Annotated in this window: 17 protein-coding genes; 11 read left to right on the top strand and 6 right to left on the bottom strand. The window is 71.0% G+C overall.

Going from position 1 to position 17,053, the window contains the following annotated elements:
- Window positions 1–14: 14 nt before the first annotated feature.
- A complete protein-coding gene (locus ACN27F_RS29255; RefSeq protein WP_421440521.1) occupies window positions 15–260 on the top strand; it encodes a sulfurtransferase TusA family protein in 246 nt (81 codons plus the stop codon).
- A gap of 40 nt (window positions 261–300) precedes the next feature.
- A complete protein-coding gene (locus ACN27F_RS29250; RefSeq protein WP_421438698.1) occupies window positions 301–906 on the top strand; it encodes a class I SAM-dependent methyltransferase in 606 nt (201 codons plus the stop codon).
- Window positions 907–916: 10 nt separating this feature from the next.
- Here ACN27F_RS29250 and ACN27F_RS29245 read toward each other — a convergent pair whose 3' ends face one another.
- On the bottom strand, window positions 917–1,165 hold the full coding sequence (locus ACN27F_RS29245; protein WP_421438697.1) for a hypothetical protein: 249 nt from the start codon (window positions 1,163–1,165) through the stop codon (window positions 917–919).
- Between the two features lie 149 nt (window positions 1,166–1,314).
- Between ACN27F_RS29245 and ACN27F_RS29240 the strand changes: the two genes are divergently transcribed.
- A complete protein-coding gene (locus ACN27F_RS29240) occupies window positions 1,315–2,166 on the top strand; it encodes a helix-turn-helix domain-containing protein (RefSeq protein ID WP_421438696.1) in 852 nt (283 codons plus the stop codon).
- A 113-nt stretch (window positions 2,167–2,279) separates the two neighbouring features.
- Here ACN27F_RS29240 and ACN27F_RS29235 read toward each other — a convergent pair whose 3' ends face one another.
- The 3 genes from ACN27F_RS29235 to ACN27F_RS29225 all read right to left on the bottom strand — a co-directional run bounded on the left by ACN27F_RS29235 (window position 2,280) and on the right by ACN27F_RS29225 (window position 5,081).
- Entirely contained in the window at window positions 2,280–3,257 is a 978-nt protein-coding gene (locus ACN27F_RS29235; RefSeq protein ID WP_421438695.1) for a carbohydrate kinase family protein, read from the bottom strand.
- 172 nt (window positions 3,258–3,429) lie between these two features.
- Entirely contained in the window at window positions 3,430–3,798 is a 369-nt protein-coding gene (erpA, locus tag ACN27F_RS29230; RefSeq protein WP_421438694.1) for an iron-sulfur cluster insertion protein ErpA, read from the bottom strand.
- Between the two features lie 137 nt (window positions 3,799–3,935).
- Complete coding sequence (locus tag ACN27F_RS29225) at window positions 3,936–5,081, bottom strand: glycerate kinase (RefSeq protein WP_421438693.1); 1,146 nt, start codon at window positions 5,079–5,081, stop codon at window positions 3,936–3,938.
- Between the two features lie 68 nt (window positions 5,082–5,149).
- On the opposite strand from ACN27F_RS29225, the gene nadA reads away from it, so the two are divergent.
- The 6 genes from nadA (at window position 5,150) to ACN27F_RS29195 (ending at window position 13,330) form a co-directional block, all read left to right on the top strand.
- A complete protein-coding gene (gene nadA, locus ACN27F_RS29220; RefSeq protein ID WP_421438692.1) occupies window positions 5,150–6,319 on the top strand; it encodes a quinolinate synthase NadA in 1,170 nt (389 codons plus the stop codon).
- 330 nt (window positions 6,320–6,649) lie between these two features.
- On the top strand, window positions 6,650–8,005 hold the full coding sequence (murA, locus tag ACN27F_RS29215) for a UDP-N-acetylglucosamine 1-carboxyvinyltransferase (RefSeq protein WP_421438691.1): 1,356 nt from the start codon (window positions 6,650–6,652) through the stop codon (window positions 8,003–8,005).
- Window positions 8,006–8,073: 68 nt separating this feature from the next.
- The gene (locus ACN27F_RS29210; protein ID WP_421438690.1) at window positions 8,074–8,688 is read left to right on the top strand and encodes a DUF3043 domain-containing protein; all 615 of its coding nucleotides are present in this window, start codon (window positions 8,074–8,076) and stop codon (window positions 8,686–8,688) included.
- A 376-nt stretch (window positions 8,689–9,064) separates the two neighbouring features.
- Window positions 9,065–9,244: a hypothetical protein gene (locus ACN27F_RS29205; RefSeq protein ID WP_421438689.1), complete on the top strand. Its 180-nt coding sequence runs from the start codon at window positions 9,065–9,067 to the stop codon at window positions 9,242–9,244.
- Window positions 9,241–12,198, top strand: a complete 2,958-nt coding sequence (locus ACN27F_RS29200; RefSeq protein ID WP_421438688.1) for a WG repeat-containing protein — start codon at window positions 9,241–9,243, stop codon at window positions 12,196–12,198. Before ACN27F_RS29205 ends, ACN27F_RS29200 begins: the two co-directional genes overlap by 4 nt.
- Window positions 12,199–12,331: 133 nt before the next feature.
- Entirely contained in the window at window positions 12,332–13,330 is a 999-nt protein-coding gene (locus ACN27F_RS29195; protein ID WP_421438687.1) for an aldo/keto reductase family protein, read from the top strand.
- Window positions 13,331–13,353: 23 nt separating this feature from the next.
- Here the strand turns inward: ACN27F_RS29195 and ACN27F_RS29190 are convergent, their stop codons facing one another.
- Window positions 13,354–14,112 carry a site-2 protease family protein gene (locus tag ACN27F_RS29190; RefSeq protein WP_421438686.1) on the bottom strand — a complete coding sequence of 253 codons (759 nt, stop codon included), beginning with the start codon at window positions 14,110–14,112 and terminating at the stop codon, window positions 13,354–13,356.
- Window positions 14,112–14,312 carry a hypothetical protein gene (locus ACN27F_RS29185; protein WP_421438685.1) on the bottom strand — a complete coding sequence of 67 codons (201 nt, stop codon included), beginning with the start codon at window positions 14,310–14,312 and terminating at the stop codon, window positions 14,112–14,114. The genes ACN27F_RS29190 and ACN27F_RS29185 overlap by 1 nt, the downstream gene beginning before the upstream one ends.
- 125 nt (window positions 14,313–14,437) lie before the next feature.
- Here ACN27F_RS29185 and ACN27F_RS29180 point away from each other — a divergent pair, with 125 nt between their 5' ends.
- The gene (locus tag ACN27F_RS29180; protein ID WP_421438684.1) at window positions 14,438–16,237 is read left to right on the top strand and encodes a bifunctional adenosylcobinamide kinase/adenosylcobinamide-phosphate guanylyltransferase; all 1,800 of its coding nucleotides are present in this window, start codon (window positions 14,438–14,440) and stop codon (window positions 16,235–16,237) included.
- Window positions 16,234–17,043: an adenosylcobinamide-GDP ribazoletransferase gene (locus tag ACN27F_RS29175; RefSeq protein WP_421438683.1), complete on the top strand. Its 810-nt coding sequence runs from the start codon at window positions 16,234–16,236 to the stop codon at window positions 17,041–17,043. Before ACN27F_RS29180 ends, ACN27F_RS29175 begins: the two co-directional genes overlap by 4 nt.
- Window positions 17,044–17,053 lie beyond the last annotated feature (10 nt).

The following is a 17,053-nucleotide window of genomic DNA, read 5'->3' as shown; positions in this document are numbered from 1 at the left end:
CGACCGATGACGAGATGTCGCGGTCCGGTGAGGCGGTGCTGGAGACTCTCGACTGTCTGGGTCGGCGTTGCCCGCTGCCGGTGATCGCGCTGGCCCGGCGGCTGCCGCAGCTGCCGGTCGGGGCGGTGATCCGGGTGCTGGCCGACGACCCGGCGGCGGCCGTGGACATCCCGGCCTGGTGCCGGATGCGCGGTCAGGAGTTCGTCGCCGCGTCGACCGTCGCCGGCTCCCCCGCCTTCGACGTCCGCCGCACCCACTGACGCGAATGGTGGTGCCGCCGTACGTGCGAGGATGACGGGCGTGAGTGCGCAGAACCGGTGGGTCAAGCAGGTGGAGGCGAACCCCGGACACTCCCAGTGGTACGTCGAGCGCTTCCGGTCCCTGGCCCGCGAGGGAGCGGACCTGGCCGGCGAGGCGCGGTTCGTCGACGCGATGCTGCCGCGCCGTGCCCGGGTCCTCGACGCCGGCTGCGGCCCCGGTCGGGTCGGTGCGGCGCTGGCCGCCGCCGGTCACGACGTCGTCGGCGTCGACCTCGACCCGGTGCTGATCGACGCCGCCCGACAGGACCATCCCGGCCCGCAGTGGCTCGTCGGCGATCTGGTCGAACTGGACCTCCCGGCGCAGGGCATCGTCGACGGGTTCGACGCGATCGTCTGCGCCGGCAACGTGATGGCGTTCCTCGCTCCCGACACCCGGCGGGAGGTGCTGCGCCGGATGCGGGCCCACCTGCGGGCCGACGGCCGGATCACGATCGGCTTCGGTGCCGGCCGGGGCTACGAGGTGGCCGAGTTCCGCACCGACGCCCACGCCGCCGGCCTGGCCGAGGATCTGCTGCTGGCCACCTGGGATCTGCGCCCGCACCGCGACGACTCCGATTTCCTGGTCGCGGTGCTGCGACCGGTCTGACTCCCGCCGGTCAGGTCAGCTGGCGGCCGTCGGGCGGGTCGACCCACACCAGTCGTACGGCATGGACCATCCCGTACAGCCGCAGTGCTCCTGTGACGCCGCTGCACGGGTTGGGCAGGCCACCGTTGGTCGGTACGACCACGGCCTCGTCATCGAAGGCCAGCCCCCAGCCGAGCACGCGACCATCTTCGCTGCCATCGGTCTCCGCGCAGATGGCGAAGCGCGCCGGCACCTGCTCGAGTGCCAGATGCGTCATCATCTGCCGAAACCCTGTCGGCGTCTCCAACTGATGTCCTACCTCGTTGAGCCCCACAGCAACCTCCTGAGAACGTGTATGGATACGTATAGGTTAGCGGCTACAGACTCGCTAAGCTAGGCTTGTCCAGATACTAATTCTAGGAGACGGCGATGGATGGTCAGATAGATCCACTTTCGCTACGTTGGCTGCTCGGCGTGGAGCTGAGTCGACATCGGCGAACGGCACAGCTCAGCCTCAGCGAACTCGCCACGACGACCGGGATCGGCAAGCCGAAGCTCGGACACATGGAATCCGGCCGCTACCACCAAGCGCCAGACGACGTTCAAGTTGTTCTGCAGGCTTGCGGGGTGTCGCCGGAGGCCGTCGAGCAGCTGGTGGCACTGGCCGGCGCACGTGCAGACGCCAAGCCCTGGCTGAGCCGCTGGGCCGATCTGATTCCGGACTTCCTCCGGACGTACGTCGGGTTGATCGGCATGGCCGAACGACTCTTCACGTTCGAGCCGATGATAGTGCCGGGGCTGCTCCAGACCGGCGCCTACGCCCAAGCGCTGACCGCCGCCAACGGCTTCTTCCGGCCCGATCAGGCACAATCGTTCGCCGAGTTCCGGCAAGCACGGGCGACCAGACTGTCCGCCCGGCAGGAACTGGCCTTCCACACGGTGATCGGCGAAGCTGCCATCCGCACCCTGGCGAGCGACCCGTCAACCCGTCAGGCACAGCTGGAGCATCTGATCGACGTGTCTCGCGGCGGGCGAGTCACCATGCAGGTGCTGCGGCCCGACGATGGTCCGCATCAGGCCACCGCCATCGGGCAGTTCGCGCTACTCGAGTTCGGCCATGGCATTCGGCCGGTGGCCTACACGGAGCTTCTCGACGACGCCGTGTTCGTACACGACCTCGATCGGGTCCGCACCTATCAGTGGGTTGCCGACAATCTCCGCAAGCTCGCGCTCCCGCCGGCCGAAACGCTCAGCTACCTACAGGCTGAGCTGGCTCGGTAGACGCGCTCCCGGTTTGAAGATCAATGTGAGCGCCAGAAACCCTACGCCGCAGTCTTCGCGCTTCTGGCGCTCACATTGATCTTGCGCCGACGTGCGGCGAGTAGCCGGGCGGGTCAGGCGGGCAGGTGGGCGCGGACGTCGTCGGCGGCGGCATCACCGTACGAGTCGGCGAGGCGCTTGAGGAAGATGTCCGGCTTGACCTCGTACTCCTGCGGTCCGGTGGTTTCCAGCACCAGCGCGGCGAGCAGGCAGCCCACCTGGGCGGCGCGCTGCAGGCCGAGACCCCAGCCGAGCGCGGCGAAGAAGCCGGCCCGGAAGCCGTCGCCGACGCCGGTCGGGTCGTCGGCGAGCACGTCGCGGGCCACCGGTACGTGGATCCGCTCCACGCCTCGGCCGGTGATCTCCACCCCGTCGGCACCGAGCGTGGTCACCCGTACCGTCACCAGGTCGAGCACCTGGTCGCCGCTGAGCCCGACCTTGCTCTCCAGCAGTGACCGCTCGTACTCGTTGGTCAGCAGATACTCGGCACCGTCGATCAGCTGGCGGACGTCCTCGCCGCTCATCCGGGCCAGCTGCTGCGACGGGTCGGCGGCGAAGCGGTATCCCCGGTCGCGGCACTCGGCCGAGTGGCGCAGCATCGCTTCCGGGTCGTTGGCACTGACCAGCACCAGGTCGAGCCCACCGACGCGGGCGGCGACCGGCGCCAGCTCGATGTTGCGGGCCTCGCTCATCGCGCCGGCGTAGAACGACGCGATCTGGCACAGGTCCTGGTCGGTGGTGCAGACGAACCGCGCGGTGTGCAGCAACTCGCTGGTGTGCACCGAGTCGCAATCGACGCCGTGGCGCTCCAGCCAGGAACGGTAGTCGCCGAAGTCGGCGCCGACCGCACCGAGCAGCAGCGGACGCAGCCCGAGCTGGGCCATCCCGAAGGCGATGTTGGCGGCCACCCCGCCCCGACGTACGACGAGGTCGTCGACGAGGAACGACAGGGACACCTTGTCCAGCTGGTCCGCGATGAGCTGGCCCGCGAACCGGCCGGGAAAGTGCATCAGATGGTCGGTGGCGATCGAGCCGGTGACGGCGATCTTCATGTCGGCCCTCGGAGGTCAGGGATAGGAAACGTGCGCGGGCCAGCTTACCGGGACGGGAGCCACCAAAACCCGTACCTGTCTCGACAACGCACGTTCAGCGCACAACCGATCGACCGCCGCCCAGGGCCGGACTGTTGTCTGCCCCGGACGGCGCCGAACCGGACCGATCGGATCAGTGGAACGAGTCGCCGCAGGCGCAGGAGTTCTGCGCGTTCGGGTTGTCGATGGTGAACCCCTGGGCGTCGATCCGGTCCGCGAAGTCGATCTTCGCGCCGGTGAGGTACGGGGCGCTCATCCGGTCCACCACGACCTCGACCCCGTCGAAGTCGTCGACGATGTCCCCGTCCAGGGATCGCTCGTCGAAGAACAGCTGGTACCGCAGGCCGGAGCAGCCGCCGGGCTGTACGGCGACCCGCAACCGCAGGTCGTCGCGGCCCTCCTGGTCGAGCAGTGCCTTGACCTTTTCGGCGGCCACGTCGGTCAGGATGACGGTGGTCGGCGCCGTGGTCTCGGTCGTCTCGGACTGCGCTGATGTGCTCACGTGAAGGTCTCCCCTGCGACGGTGCGTTCTCGTCCGTAGTAGCTAACGCTAACTCCCCCGGCCACGATTCCCAATCCGGGTGCCGACAATCCGTACGTGATCTGCCGCCCGACCGGTCCGCAGCCTGCGGGCGGGAGTCACCGGCTCCACTGGCCGGCCAGCCGGGCGGCGACCTGGCGCAGCCCCTCGGCCGGCCGGGTCAGCGCCTGCTCCAGCCCGCCGCCGGTCTCCCCGCCGAAGTGGTCGACCAGCGCGTACGCCTCGGTGACCCCGGCCGCGGCGGACTCCCGCCGGCCGGTGGCGACCTGGCCGGCGACGACCACGCAGGGCAGGCCACGGTCGCGGGCGGCGCCGGCCACCCCGGCAACCACCTTGCCGCGCAGCGACTGGTGGTCGAACGATCCTTCCCCGGTGATCACCAGATCGGCCGTGTCGAGCGCGGCAGGCAACCCGATCAGCTTGGTGACCAGATCGATTCCGGACTCGCACCGGCCGCCGAGGGCGAGCACCGCGGCTCCGAGCCCGCCGGCCGCGCCGGCTCCGGGCAGGGCGGCGAGCTCCGCCGGGCAGCCGGGCAACCGCGCGACAAGGACGCTGGCGAAGTGGTCCAGGGCGGCGTCGAGCAGCAGGACGTCCGCACGGCTGGCCCCCTTCTGCGGCCCGTACACGTTGCTGGCCCCGTGCAGGCCGGTCAGCGGGTTGTCGACGTCGGTGGCGGCGGTCAGCTCGGCCTCGCGTAGCCGAGGGACGCCGTCGAGCGTGCTGACGGCGGCGAGTGCGGCACCTCCGTAGGGCACGGCGTAGCCGGCGGCGTCGAGCGGGGTCGCCCCGAGAGCGGCGAGCATCCCGGCACCGGCGTCGTTGGTGGCCGAGCCGCCGAGCCCGATCACCACCCGCCGCGCACCATGTTCGACGGCGGCGAGCACCAACAACCCCAGGCCGTACGAGGTGGTGTGCTTCGGGTCACGCTCGGCCGGCGCCAGCAGGTGCAGGCCACAGGCCTGGGCGCTTTCCAGGTAGCCGACCGGGCCGCCAGGGCCGTCGACGAGCAGGATCTCCCCCGCCACCGGACGGCCCAGCGGGTCGACGGTCGACACCGGGATCCGCCGTCCGCCGGTCGGACCGGCGAGCACCTCGACGAATCCGGGACCGCCGTCGGACAGTGGTCGCGTCACCAGTTCGTCGGCGGGTGCCCGCTCGCGCCAGCCCTGCACCACCGCTGCGGCCACCTGTGGCGCGGACAGCGTGCCGGCGAACTTGTCCGGACAGATCAGGACCTGCATGGTCTGGCAGTGTGGCAGGCCACACGCGCACTGGTCGCAGCCGGGCACCGCTGTGCGAGCATGGGGACGTGACTTCGACGTGGGTTGAGCCGTCCGCCACCGCCACCGCCCTGCTGCTGCTCGGCCGGGGTGCCGACCCGGCCAGCGAGCGCGGTGTCGACTGCCCGGGCGAACTGCCGCCGCCGAGCGACCCGGACCTGGTCGCCCGGGCGCAGGCGGCCAAGGCCGCGCTCGGTGACCGGGTCTTCGTGCTGGGTCACCACTATCAGCGCGACGAGGTGATCCAGTTCGCCGACGTGACCGGTGACTCGTTCAAGCTGGCCCGCGAGGCGGCGGCCCGGCCCGCGGCGGAGTTCATCGTGTTCTGCGGCGTGCACTTCATGGCCGAGAGCGCGGACATTCTGACCAGCGACACCCAACGGGTGATCCTGCCGGACCTGGCGGCCGGCTGTTCGATGGCGGACATGGCGGCGCTGAGCCAGGTGGAGACGGCCTGGGAGACGCTGGCCGACGCCGGCGTGGCCGGTTCGACGGTGCCGGTGACATACATGAACTCGTCGGCGGACATCAAGGGCTTCGTCGGCCGCAACGGTGGGGTGGTCTGCACCTCCTCGAACGCCAGGCGGGCGTTGACCTGGGCGTTCGAGCGCGGACAGCGAGTGCTGTTCCTGCCCGATCAGCACCTGGGCCGCAACACGGCGGTGCTGGAGATGGGGCTGGACGCCGACGACTGTGTGCTCTACGACCCGCACAAGCCCGGCGGCGGGTTGACCGCCACCCAGCTGCGTGAGGCGAAGATGGTGCTCTGGCGGGGCCACTGTTCGGTGCACGGCCGGTTCACCCGCAGCAGCGTCGACGAGGTACGGATGCGGGTGCCGGGGGTGAACGTGCTGGTCCACCCGGAGTGCCGCTACGAGGTGGTCACCGCGGCCGACCAGATCGGCTCGACGGAGTACATCATCCGGACCATCGAGGCGGCACCGGCCGGATCGGCGTGGGCGGTCGGCACCGAACTCAACCTGGTCCGGCGGCTGGGCCTGGCCCATCCCGACAAGCAGATCATGTTCCTGGACCGGACGGTCTGCTACTGCTCGACGATGAACCGCATCGATCTACCGCATCTGGTGTGGACACTGGAGGAACTGGCCGCCGGCCGGGTGCCGAACCAGATCACCGTCGACGCGGCCACCGCACACCACGCCCGGGTGGCACTCGACCAGATGCTCGCGCTGCCCTGAGCGACACGTAGACCGCCACGGACTCACTCGCCGTAATCAATGACCTACGAATACGTACCGTCGTTCCCGAATTCGTGCCAATCGCAGCGGTTAGCGGCTTCCACTTTCATCACGTAGCGCTATGCTGCCTCAGGCGACGGACGGGCAACACGGATCATCGATGACGCCCAGACACGACGTACCGCAGTCGTGTGTTGAGGCCAACCGATTCCGAACCCGGACGCAGGTCGATCGGTTTCGCCCACCGCCGACCGGGAGATATCTCTCCCTGCACACCCCAGGCTGCTCCACCCCCTATACGACGGCAGCATCGACGCGCTGGAGGTTTCGTTGACCGACGACGTCCTGACCGTGCATGGCGGCACTCCCCTGCACGGACAGATCCGGGTCCGGGGCGCAAAGAATCTCGTCAGCAAGGCGATGGTGGCCGCGCTGCTCGGCGACGAGCCGAGCCGGCTGTACGACGTACCGCGGATCCGCGACGTCGAGATCGTCCGGGGCCTGCTCGAACTGCACGGGGTCAAGGTCAGCGATGGCGAGGAGGACGGCGAACTCGTCCTCGATCCGGCGAATGTGGAAAGCGCCTCCTTCGACCAGATCAACGTGCACGCCGGGTCCAGTCGGATCCCGATCCTGTTCTGCGGTCCGTTGCTGCACCGGCTCGGGCACGCGTTCATTCCCGATCTGGGTGGCTGCCACATCGGCCCCCGGCCGATCGACTTCCACATGCAGGCGCTGCGCGAGTTCGGCGCGATGGTCGAGAAGACCCCGCAGGGCCTGCACCTGACCGCGCCGAACGGGCTGCACGGCACCAAGTTCGAACTGCCGTACCCGAGTGTCGGCGCCACCGAGCAGGTCCTGCTCACCGCGGTGCTCGCCGACGGCGTGACCGAGTTGCGCAACGCCGCGGTCGAGCCCGAGATCATCGACCTGATCTGCGTGATGCAGAAGATGGGCGCGATCATCAAGGTGCAGACCGACCGGGTGATCGAGATCCACGGCGTGGCCCGGCTCAGCGGCTACTCGCACCGGCCGATCCCGGACCGTATCGAGGCCGCCAGCTGGGCGGCGGCCGCGCTGTCCACCGGCGGCGACGTCAACGTGCTGGGTGCCCAGCAGGCCGACATGATGACCTTCCTGAACGTGTTCCGGTCAGTTGGTGGCGCATACGAGGTGACCGACGCCCGCCCGCCACGCGCCGGGCGCCCCGGTCAGGAAGGCGGCATCCGTTTCTGGCACCCGGGCAACGAGCTGCGGGCGGTCGCGCTGGAGACCGACGTACACCCCGGGTTCATGACCGACTGGCAGCAGCCCCTGGTGGTCGCCCTCACCCAGGCCCGTGGCCTGTCGATCGTTCACGAGACCGTGTACGAGCAGCGGCTGGGCTACACCGAGGCGCTCAACACCATGGGTGCCACCATCCAGGTCTACCGGGAATGCCTCGGGGGCACTCCCTGCCGGTTCGGCCGGCGCAACTTCAAGCACTCGGCGGTGATCGCCGGCCCGAGCAAGCTGCATGCCGCCGACCTGGTCATCCCCGATCTGCGGGCCGGGTTCAGCCACCTGATCGCGGCGCTCGCCGCCGAGGGCACGTCCCGGGTGTACGGGGTCGACCTGATCAACCGGGGCTATGAGGATTTCGAGGCCAAGCTGGCGGATCTCGGCGCGCTCGTCGAGCGGGCCTGACCCGGCCGACCGGCCGACCGGCGGGAGCGAAGGTGCGGCTGGTGGCCCCGGTTGGCTACCCTTCACGCGTGCCGTCGCTGTTTCGCCGCAAGTCCGCCGATGTCGCGGAAGCTGACCAGGCCGAGGACGAGGTCCCCGAGCTTGAGCAGGCTGCCGCCAACCGTCCCAGGGGCCACACGCCGAGCAAGAAGGAGCTCGGCGTGGTCACGCCCAAGCGTCCGACGGCGGGCCGCCGGGCCGCCGGTGACGCCAAGCCGCTGACCAAGCAGGAGGCCCGCGAGCAGCGGCGGGCGCGGCGGGCCGCCATGTCGGAGGAGTTCCGGCGCGAGGGCGGGCCGCGTGACCGCGCACCGGAGCGGGGTCTGGCCCGGGACGTGGTCGACTCCCGGCGCACGGTCGGGACCTGGTTCTTCGGCGGCGCGCTGCTGGTGCTGATCGGTTCCGGGCCGACCATGCCACCGGTCATCCAGCTGGCGTCGAACCTGCTCTGGATCACCCTGGCAGTGCTGGTGGTGGTCGACTCGGTGCTGATCTCGCGACGGATTCGCAAGCTGGTACGGGACCGGTACCCCAAGAGCGGCCAGCGGATGGGCGGCCTCTACTTCTACGCGATCATGCGAGCCATGACGTTCCGGCGGATGCGTACGCCGGTGCCGCGGGTGGAGATCGGCGACAAGATCTGATTGTCGCCGGCTCCTCGTGTACCAGGCGCTGGAAGTAGACACCTCAGCCGTACTGATCATGGAGCATCCCTGACGCTGGCGATCCGGCGTCGAAGGACACTGTTTTGATTCAGTACGGGCGGTTCGGTGGCGTCGACCGAGCCCTCACGGATACCCTCCTTCCGCAACCATGCTGCACCGGGCCGGGGACTCTTTCGGGTTGCCACGGTTGCTCAGCGAGTATTTCCGACGAGGTGACATCGCCGTGAGCGAGCCACGTGAACCTTTTGTCCGGTTCCCGCCTGCCCGGCACAACGCTCGGATCGACACTCGCAGCGAGGTGTCGATGTGAGCGAAGACTACTTCGACCGCCGCTGGCAGTCCTGGCGGTGGGAGGATGACGGCGCCGCCGATCGTCCCGGTGGAGATCGTCCCGGTGGAGATCGTCCCGGTGGAGATCGTCCCGGTGGAGATCGTCCGAGTGACGATTTCCCGGACCGGAGTTGGGACGACGACGATCGCTGGGAGGCGATGCGTCGAGCGCGGGACCATCGCCCGCAGGAGCCTGCCTGGGTGACCGATCCCACGAACGAGTGGGTGCCGTTGCCAGGTCAACGCTATCCCGGCGATCTCGTCGGCGACCGGCGCCCGCGACGTGAACCCGAGCCCCGGCCAGGCGTACCTCGGGGACGAGCGAACGTGTACCAGTCCGGCTCCGCACGCCGCAGCGGGCCCGACAACCGACAGCGCGAGCCCGACAACCGGCACCGCGAGCCCGAAGGCCGACAGCGCGAGCCCGAAGGCCGACAGCGCAGGCCCGACCCTCGCCACCCGGGGCCGCCCGACAGCCGTCGCCCAAGGCCGGACGACCGCTACCAGGAGCCCGGCCAGCGCTACCGCCAGCCTGGCGAGCGTTACCGTGCGCCCGACGACTGGCAACCGGACGAGGCCCGCCCGCGCGGCCCGCAGTCAGTGTCCCAGCCGCACCCGTCCCAGCCGCACCCGCGCCGGGACGGCTACCGGGGCACCGCGCGGTCGGAAGACAGCTACGAGGTCGCGCCCCCGGCGGAGAGACGTCCACAAGCTCAATCCGCCGACGGCTGGTTCACCGAACGCAGTCCACATCGCGCGGGGCCACCGGAGGAGCATCGCTCCGATGACTGGGACCGTCCGTCACGTCCCGATCACCGGGACGCCGCCCGGCAGGGCAGGCCGGACCGACAGGCCGAGCAACCGCCGGTGGCACGCCATGAGTCCGGTCGGCCCGCCGCCAACGAGGTGTACCGGGTCAAACCATCCGATCCGCCTGGCACGGATCCGGACGGGCCGCCTCCGGTCGGAGCCCAACCACCCCGCCAGGAGCAGGGCAGCCGCGACGAGCCTGCTGCCCGGCCGGAGCAGGTAGCCCCAAGCCAGCCTGCCGTGCCGTCGGATTCCACCGGTGAGCTACCGGTCCCGGTATCCGCGCCAGCCGGGCCGCCGCCGGAGTTTCGGGTCAGTCCGCCGACCGGCGAGCATCCGCAGATCCGGCCGGTGCGCCGCGACCCCGACGCAGACGAGCCGACGTACGTGGTGCGCGCCAAAGCCGAACCGCGTCACGCGCCACCTCCGTACATCGTCCGGGACCGCGCCGAGCCGGCGCAGGCGGTCACGGCACCGACCTCGCCCGGCCCACCGCAACGGTCCGGGCGGGCGGAACCGGCACCGGACGAGGGTGCCAGGGCAGACCTGCGGGACACCACCGCCCGCCCGGTGCCGGACACACCGACCGACGCCGCTATCGGATCGGTAGCCGCCGGCCGTACCGCTGCCGAGCTGACCGGTGCAGAGCTGACCGGTGCAGAGCTGACCGGTGCGGACCGCTCGGCGACGACGCTCGACGACGAGACCGACGAAGGCGGGCAGGTGCGTCACCGAGCGACTTCCCGGGCCGACGGCGAGTCGGCCCCGGAGCACCCGGCGAGTCGTGCGCCAGTCGCGGACCCGGAACCAGTCGCGGACCCGGAACCTGAGTCGAGCTCAAAACCTGAGTCGAGCACAGATCTTGAGCCGGCCGCGAGCCCGGACACCGTGCTACCCCTGACCGGTACGGTGGCCGGGGCGGCCACCGCACTCGGCGCCCCGACCATGCTGGCCCCACTGGTTCGGCCGGACGAGCCGGAGCCGACCAGCGAGCCGGTCGCCACCGAGCCGGATTCCCCGCCGCCGGCCGCCGAACCGGTCATCGGTGACCCCGAGCAGGTGCTGTCGTCGTACCAGTGGCGCTTCCACCACGAGACACTGCGTGAGCTGGTGGAAAACCCGGACGAACTGCGGGTCATCCGCGACCGGCTCACCGAGAAGGTCGGCCCGGCGACGGACAACGCCAGTCGGGCCCGCCTGCTGAGCCTGCGGGCGGTCGTCTCGCGCATCCTCGGTGACCTCGGCAAGGCACTGGCCGACGCCAAACTCGCGGTGGCCCACGCCGAGGCCACCGGCGAGCTGCGACGTATCGCCATCACCCAGGCACGGTTGGCGCACGTGCTGCAGTGGCGTGGTGACTTCGCCGAGGCCGACCGTCTCTTCGAGGAGGCCAACTCCTCCGAGCTGCCCGATCGGCTGCGCGCCACGATGCACGAACACGCCGGGCGGTCCTGCTACGACCAGGGTCGCTACATGGAGGCGTGCAACCACTTCGAGCGGGCGCTGGAGTTGCGCAAGGTCGAGGATCCCGACCTGATCGCCCGGACCGAGTTGGCGCTGGACGCGGTTTTCGCGAAGGTCGCCGAGAACGGCTGGGGGCCGTACCCCCGGGACCGCGACGAGATCCTGCAGCTGCACCGGCCGCCGCGACCGACGTTCAGCGACCGCATGCAACGTTGGGGGTACGCCGGCACGGACGGCGAACTGGTGATCGCCGCCGCGTACGCCGATGTGCAGCCCTTCCACGACGGCGTCGCCTGGGTACGCAGGCCGGAGGCGCGGTGTTGGGAGCTGATCGACGAGTCCGGCAAGACGAGGATCGCCCCTACCGCCGGTTATTTCGGGGTCAGCTCCTTCTCCGACGGGCTGGCCTGGGTGTCCCGGGACGGGACGGGAGCCTGGATCGCGATCGACCGGACCAACACCGTGGTGATCCCGACCGGATACGACGACGTGCGGCCGTTCCGCCGCGGGGTGGCGGTGGTCCGCCGGGGCGGTTGGGGTGCGGTCGACAAGACCGGCCGGGTGGTGCTGCCGACCCGGTACGGAGGCTTTCCGACCGCGCTGACCGACGGCCGTTACATCGACGGCTTCAGCGACGAGGGACTGGCGATCGTCGACGCCGGTGGGCGCAAGGGTGTCGTCGACCGGTCCGGCCGGATGCTCGTACCACCGGTCCACCCGGCCATGGCGATCCATCCGGTCGCTTTCCTGGTCGCCGTCCCCGACGGGCGGTGGGGAGCGCTCGACCGGCGTGGCGAGCCGCTCATCGATCCGGTGCATCCCAGCCGGGGCGACGTGATGGACGAGATCGACCGGCTGCTCGCCGACACCAAGCCGGTGCTGTGACAGTCGTCCACCCACGGGTTCCCCGGGTGGTTGCGCACAGCCGGTCCGTCGGTCGCCGTGCGAGATCGATTTACCGCTGGACCGGCCGGGCTTCGCCGGTGCCCGCCGCCCGACCTGCCACTAGTGTTGGGGGATGGAATTCCGACACCTAGGCCGCTCCGGCATGCTCGTCAGCGAGATCTCCTACGGAAACTGGATCACCCACGGTTCACAGGTGGAGGAGGAAGCCGCCAAGGCCTGCGTGCGCGCGGCGCTCGACGCGGGCATCACCACTTTCGACACTGCCGACACATACGCCGGAACCAGGGCCGAGGAGGTACTCGGCCGGGCGCTGCGCGGCGAGCGCCGGGAAAGCCTGGAGATCCTGACCAAGGTCTTCTGGCCGACCGGCCCCGGCCCGAACGACCGGGGCCTGTCCCGCAAGCACATCATGGAGTCGATCAACGGATCGCTCCGCCGGTTGCAGACCGACTACGTCGATCTCTACCAGGCGCACCGGTTCGACCATGCCACCCCGCTGGAAGAGACGATGGAAGCGTTCGCCGACATCGTGCATTCCGGCAAGGCACACTACATCGGCGTATCGGAATGGAACGCCTCGCAGATCCGGCAGGGTCACGCGCTCGCCCGTGAGCTGAAGATCTCGCTGGTGTCGAACCAGCCCCAGTACTCCATGCTGTGGCGGGTGATCGAGGCCGAGGTGGTGCCGGCCAGCGAGGAGCTCGGCATCGGCCAGATCGTCTTCTCGCCACTGGGCCAGGGCGTACTCACCGGCAAGTACCTGCCGGGACAGCCACCGCCGGCCGGCTCCCGGGCCACCGACGAGTCCGGCGGTGCCATGTTCATCTCCCGGTTCCTCAACGACCAGACGCTGAGCACGGTGCAGCAGCTCAAGCCGCTGGCCGAGCAGGCCGGGCTGTCGATGGCCCAACTCGCGCTCGCCTGGGTGCTGCAGAACCCGAACGTGTCGTCGGCGATCATCGGAGCCACCCGGCCCGAACAGGTCCACGACAACGTCAAGGCCAGCGGCGTGCAGTTGGACAGCGGTCTGCTGAAGGCGATCGACGACGTTCTGGACTCGATCGTCGAGCGCGATCCGGGCAAGACGGTCAGCCCGGCGAGTCGACCGTAGCCAATCGGCTCCTGCAGTTGGTCCTACGACCAGAACCGGACCAACTGCAGGCCGAGGCCGTAGAGCGGGGCCGGCAGCCCGAGCAGGTCACCGAGGGCGTAGACGACCCGGAAGAACACCCCGCCCACCTGGTCGTCCCACAGCAGGGCGAACAGGCCGATGAAACCGAACGGCGCGAGCAGTTGGTAGGCCCGCTGCCAACTCGGCGGTAGCCACGGCTGGATCGTGTTGCCGCCGTCCAGACCAGGCACCGGCAGCAGATTCAGCACGCTCGCGGTCAACTGCAGAAATCCCAACAACGCGATCCCGGCCCAGAACGGTGGACGCGCCGCCACGTCGACGCCGGTCGCGAACGGCACCGCGAGCAGTACGGCGAGGGTCACGTTGACCGCCGGGCCGGCCAGACTGACCAGGGTGTGCCGTAGCCGGCCCGGGATGCGGTGCCGGTCGACCCAGACCGCACCGCCGGGCAGCCCGATCCCGCCGAGCAGCACCACCAGCACCGGCAGGGCGATGGACAGCAACGGGTGGCTGTACCTGAACGGATTCAGGGTCAGGTACCCGCGATGGGCCACGCTACGGTCGCCGAACCGGTACGCGGTCACCGCGTGCGCGTACTCGTGCAGGCACAACGACACCAGCCAGCCGGTCACCACCAGGACGAAGACCGCCACCCGGGCGTACCGGCCGCCCGACCAGGCCAACGCGCCGCTGCCGAGCACCAACGCGACCAAGCCCAGAAAGACCGGACTCGGCAGCCAGACCGGTTCTTTCGCCTCCACTACTCGCCGGTTGGTAACAGGCTCATCCGGTACTCCGGCCGGTCGTCCTCCAGCAACTCGACCGTGCCGATGCCCGTCGCGGCGAGCTCACGCCAGGTCTGGCCGATCCAGGACTCGGCGTCGGCCTGGGTGCCGAACGTCTCGGCCGGGCCGTCGGCGGGCCGGCCCTCCGTGTCCTCGTACCGCCAACTCCATGGCATGTCGTAGCTCCTCTCGACGATGAACCCCCGCAAGCCTAATCGCGCCCACCGACCGCCGGCCGCACCGGATTCGCCGCGGGTGACCAGCCGCGACCGGTGTACCGTGCGCGCGTAAGGTGACGGGCATGTCCGTTGACGGGTGGAGGACCGTTCTCGTACTCGGCGGGATCCGGTCCGGCAAGTCCCGCTACGCCGAGTCCCTGCTCGCCGGTGCGACGGCGGTGCGGTACGTGGCCACCGGTGCCACCGATCCGGACGATCCGCACTGGTCCGCTCGGATCGCGGCGCACCGGCAACGCCGGCCGCAGGCCTGGCACACGGACGAGGTCGCGACCCACCCGGCCCAGCTCGTCGAGCTGCTCACCGCCGCTGGTGAAGACGAGACGCTGCTCGTCGACGACCTCGGCGGCTGGGTGACGTTGCTGCTCGACCCGGCCCGACAACCGGCCGACGACCAGGCCACCATCGCCGAACTGGCGACCGCGGTGCGCTCCTGCGCCGCCAGGTTGGTGCTGGTCAGCCCGGAGGTCGGGCTGGCACTGGTCGCGACCACCCCGGTCGGGCGGGCCTTCGCCGACGCACTCGGCACCACCAACCAGGCCGTGGCCAAGGTGTGCGACACCGTCGTCCTGGTGCTCGCCGGCCAGCCGCTACGGCTCAAGCCGGCCGACGATGCGGCCGGGCCGGCGGACGGACCTGCCCTCGGTGCCGCCGCCCGCGAGCCCTCGGCCGCTGGCGAGCCCTCGGGGGAAGTGCCCACCACCGCCGCCACCGCCACCACCGGCAACGGCAGACAGCCAGCATCGACACCGCCTGGTACGCAGCCACCGCCGATCACCCCCGGCATGAAGCTGCCGATGCCCGTCGAGCGGACGCGCAAGGCCAGCGGCGAGCGGCTGCGCCGCCTCGATCAGCCCGGTGCCGGGTTCGGCGCGCTCGAACGGGTGGTCGCGTTCGCCGCCACGGTCCAGGACACCCCGACCCCACAGCCGTGGGATGCCGTGCAGGTGATGGTCGTACACGGCGATCACGCCGGTGGCGTCGCCGCCGGTGACAGCGCGGCCGAGGCCGCCCGCCGCGCCGCGCAGGTCCGGGCCGGACAGGGGCCGCTGGCTCATCTGGCGGCCGCGGCCGGCGCGGCGGTCACCGTGGTCGACGCGCCAGCGGCGGCGGCGATCGAGGACGGGCCGGCTCTGGACGACGCCGGCGTCGAGACCGCACTCGCCACCGGCTGGCAGCTGGCGGAGCAGGCCGGCCGGACCGGCACCCAGTTGATCGTGCTGGCGGCCTGCGGCTGCGGTGCCGCCGGCGCGGCGGCGGCGGTGCTGGCCGCCACCACCGGGGCGGAGCCGGCCGGGCTGCTGGGCCGGGTACCCGCCCCGGGCGGGCTCATCGACGACAACGCGTGGATGTCGCGCTGCGCGGCGGTCCGTGACGCGCTGCGCCGCACCCGCCGCGGCACCCGCAGCGCCCGCGAGGTGTTGAGCCAGTACGGTGGCGGGGACATCGCGGTCGCCACCGGCGTGCTGCTCGGGGCCGCCGCCAACCGGATCCCGGTGTTGCTGGACGGTCCGGTCGGCGTTGCCGCCGCGCTGGTCACCAGGGACCTGGCCGGGCAGGTACGGCACTGGTGCCTGCTGCCCGATCACGGTCACCAGCCGACCGTCAAACACGCCGCCGACGTACTGGGGCTGGCCCCGGTCGTCGACCTGCGACTCGACCTCGGTGAGGGCACGGCCGCGCTGACCGCGCTGCCGCTGCTGCGCTCGGTCCTCGCCCTCGCCGGCGCCCTCGGCGAGCATCCCGCGCTGGCCGAGCCCGACACCGGGCAGGCCGCAGCCGAACCGGTGGACCACGAACCGGTCGACGTCGTCGAGCCGGAGCCGGTCGGGCCGGGACCAGCCAGCAACGCCCCGGCCCGGTGACCACCGGCCGGCCCGTCGACGGACCGGCCGGCTCCGCCGCAACGGTCCGCGCCGGGCTACGCCTCGCCGTCACCACCTTCACCGTGCTGCCGCTGCGCCCGGCCGTGGTGGACCGGCCCGCAGCGATGGTCGCGATGGCGGTCGCGCCGGCGATCGGCATCGGACTCGGCGGATCGCTGGGCCTGGCACTGCTCGCCGCGACCCGCGCTGGCGCACCGGTGCTGGTCGCGGCGGCCGTGACGACCACGCTCGCGGCGGCACTGACCCGAGGGCTGCACCTGGACGGGCTGGCCGACACCGTGGACGGCCTCGGCGCACACCGCCCACCCGCTGCCGCGCTGGAGATCATGCGGCGGGCGGACATCGGCCCGTTCGGCGTGACCGCGCTGGTGCTGGTGCTGCTCCTGCAGACCGGCGCACTGGCCGCCGTACCGGCCGACCGGCCCTGGCCGGCTGTGCTGGCCACGGTCGCCACCGCCGTCGGCACCGGCCGGCTGGCCGTCACCTGGGCCTGCCGCCGTGGGGTACCGGCGGCCCGTCCGGACGGGCTGGGCGCGTTGGTCGCCGGCACCCAGGGCCGGCTGGTCACGCTTGCCGGCACCGCGCTGGTCGCCGTGGTCGCGGTGCCGGCCCTGCCCGGCCGGCCGTGGCAGGGTCCGCTGGTGGTATTGCTGACGATCCTGGTGTGGTCGGGACTGTTGCGTCATCTGGTACGCCGCTTCGGCGGCATCACCGGCGACGTGCTCGGCGCCGGGGTGGAGATCGCCACGACCCTGGCCTACCTGGGTCTGGTGACGGCCAGGTGACGGCCAGGTG

The sequence above is a fragment of the Solwaraspora sp. WMMB335 genome (assembly GCF_049179075.1).
In the GTDB taxonomy this organism is placed as follows: Bacteria; Actinomycetota; Actinomycetes; order Mycobacteriales; family Micromonosporaceae; genus Micromonospora_E.
The sequence above is the reverse complement of the archived record's forward strand: the minus strand, read 5'-3'. Positions and strand labels throughout refer to the sequence as shown.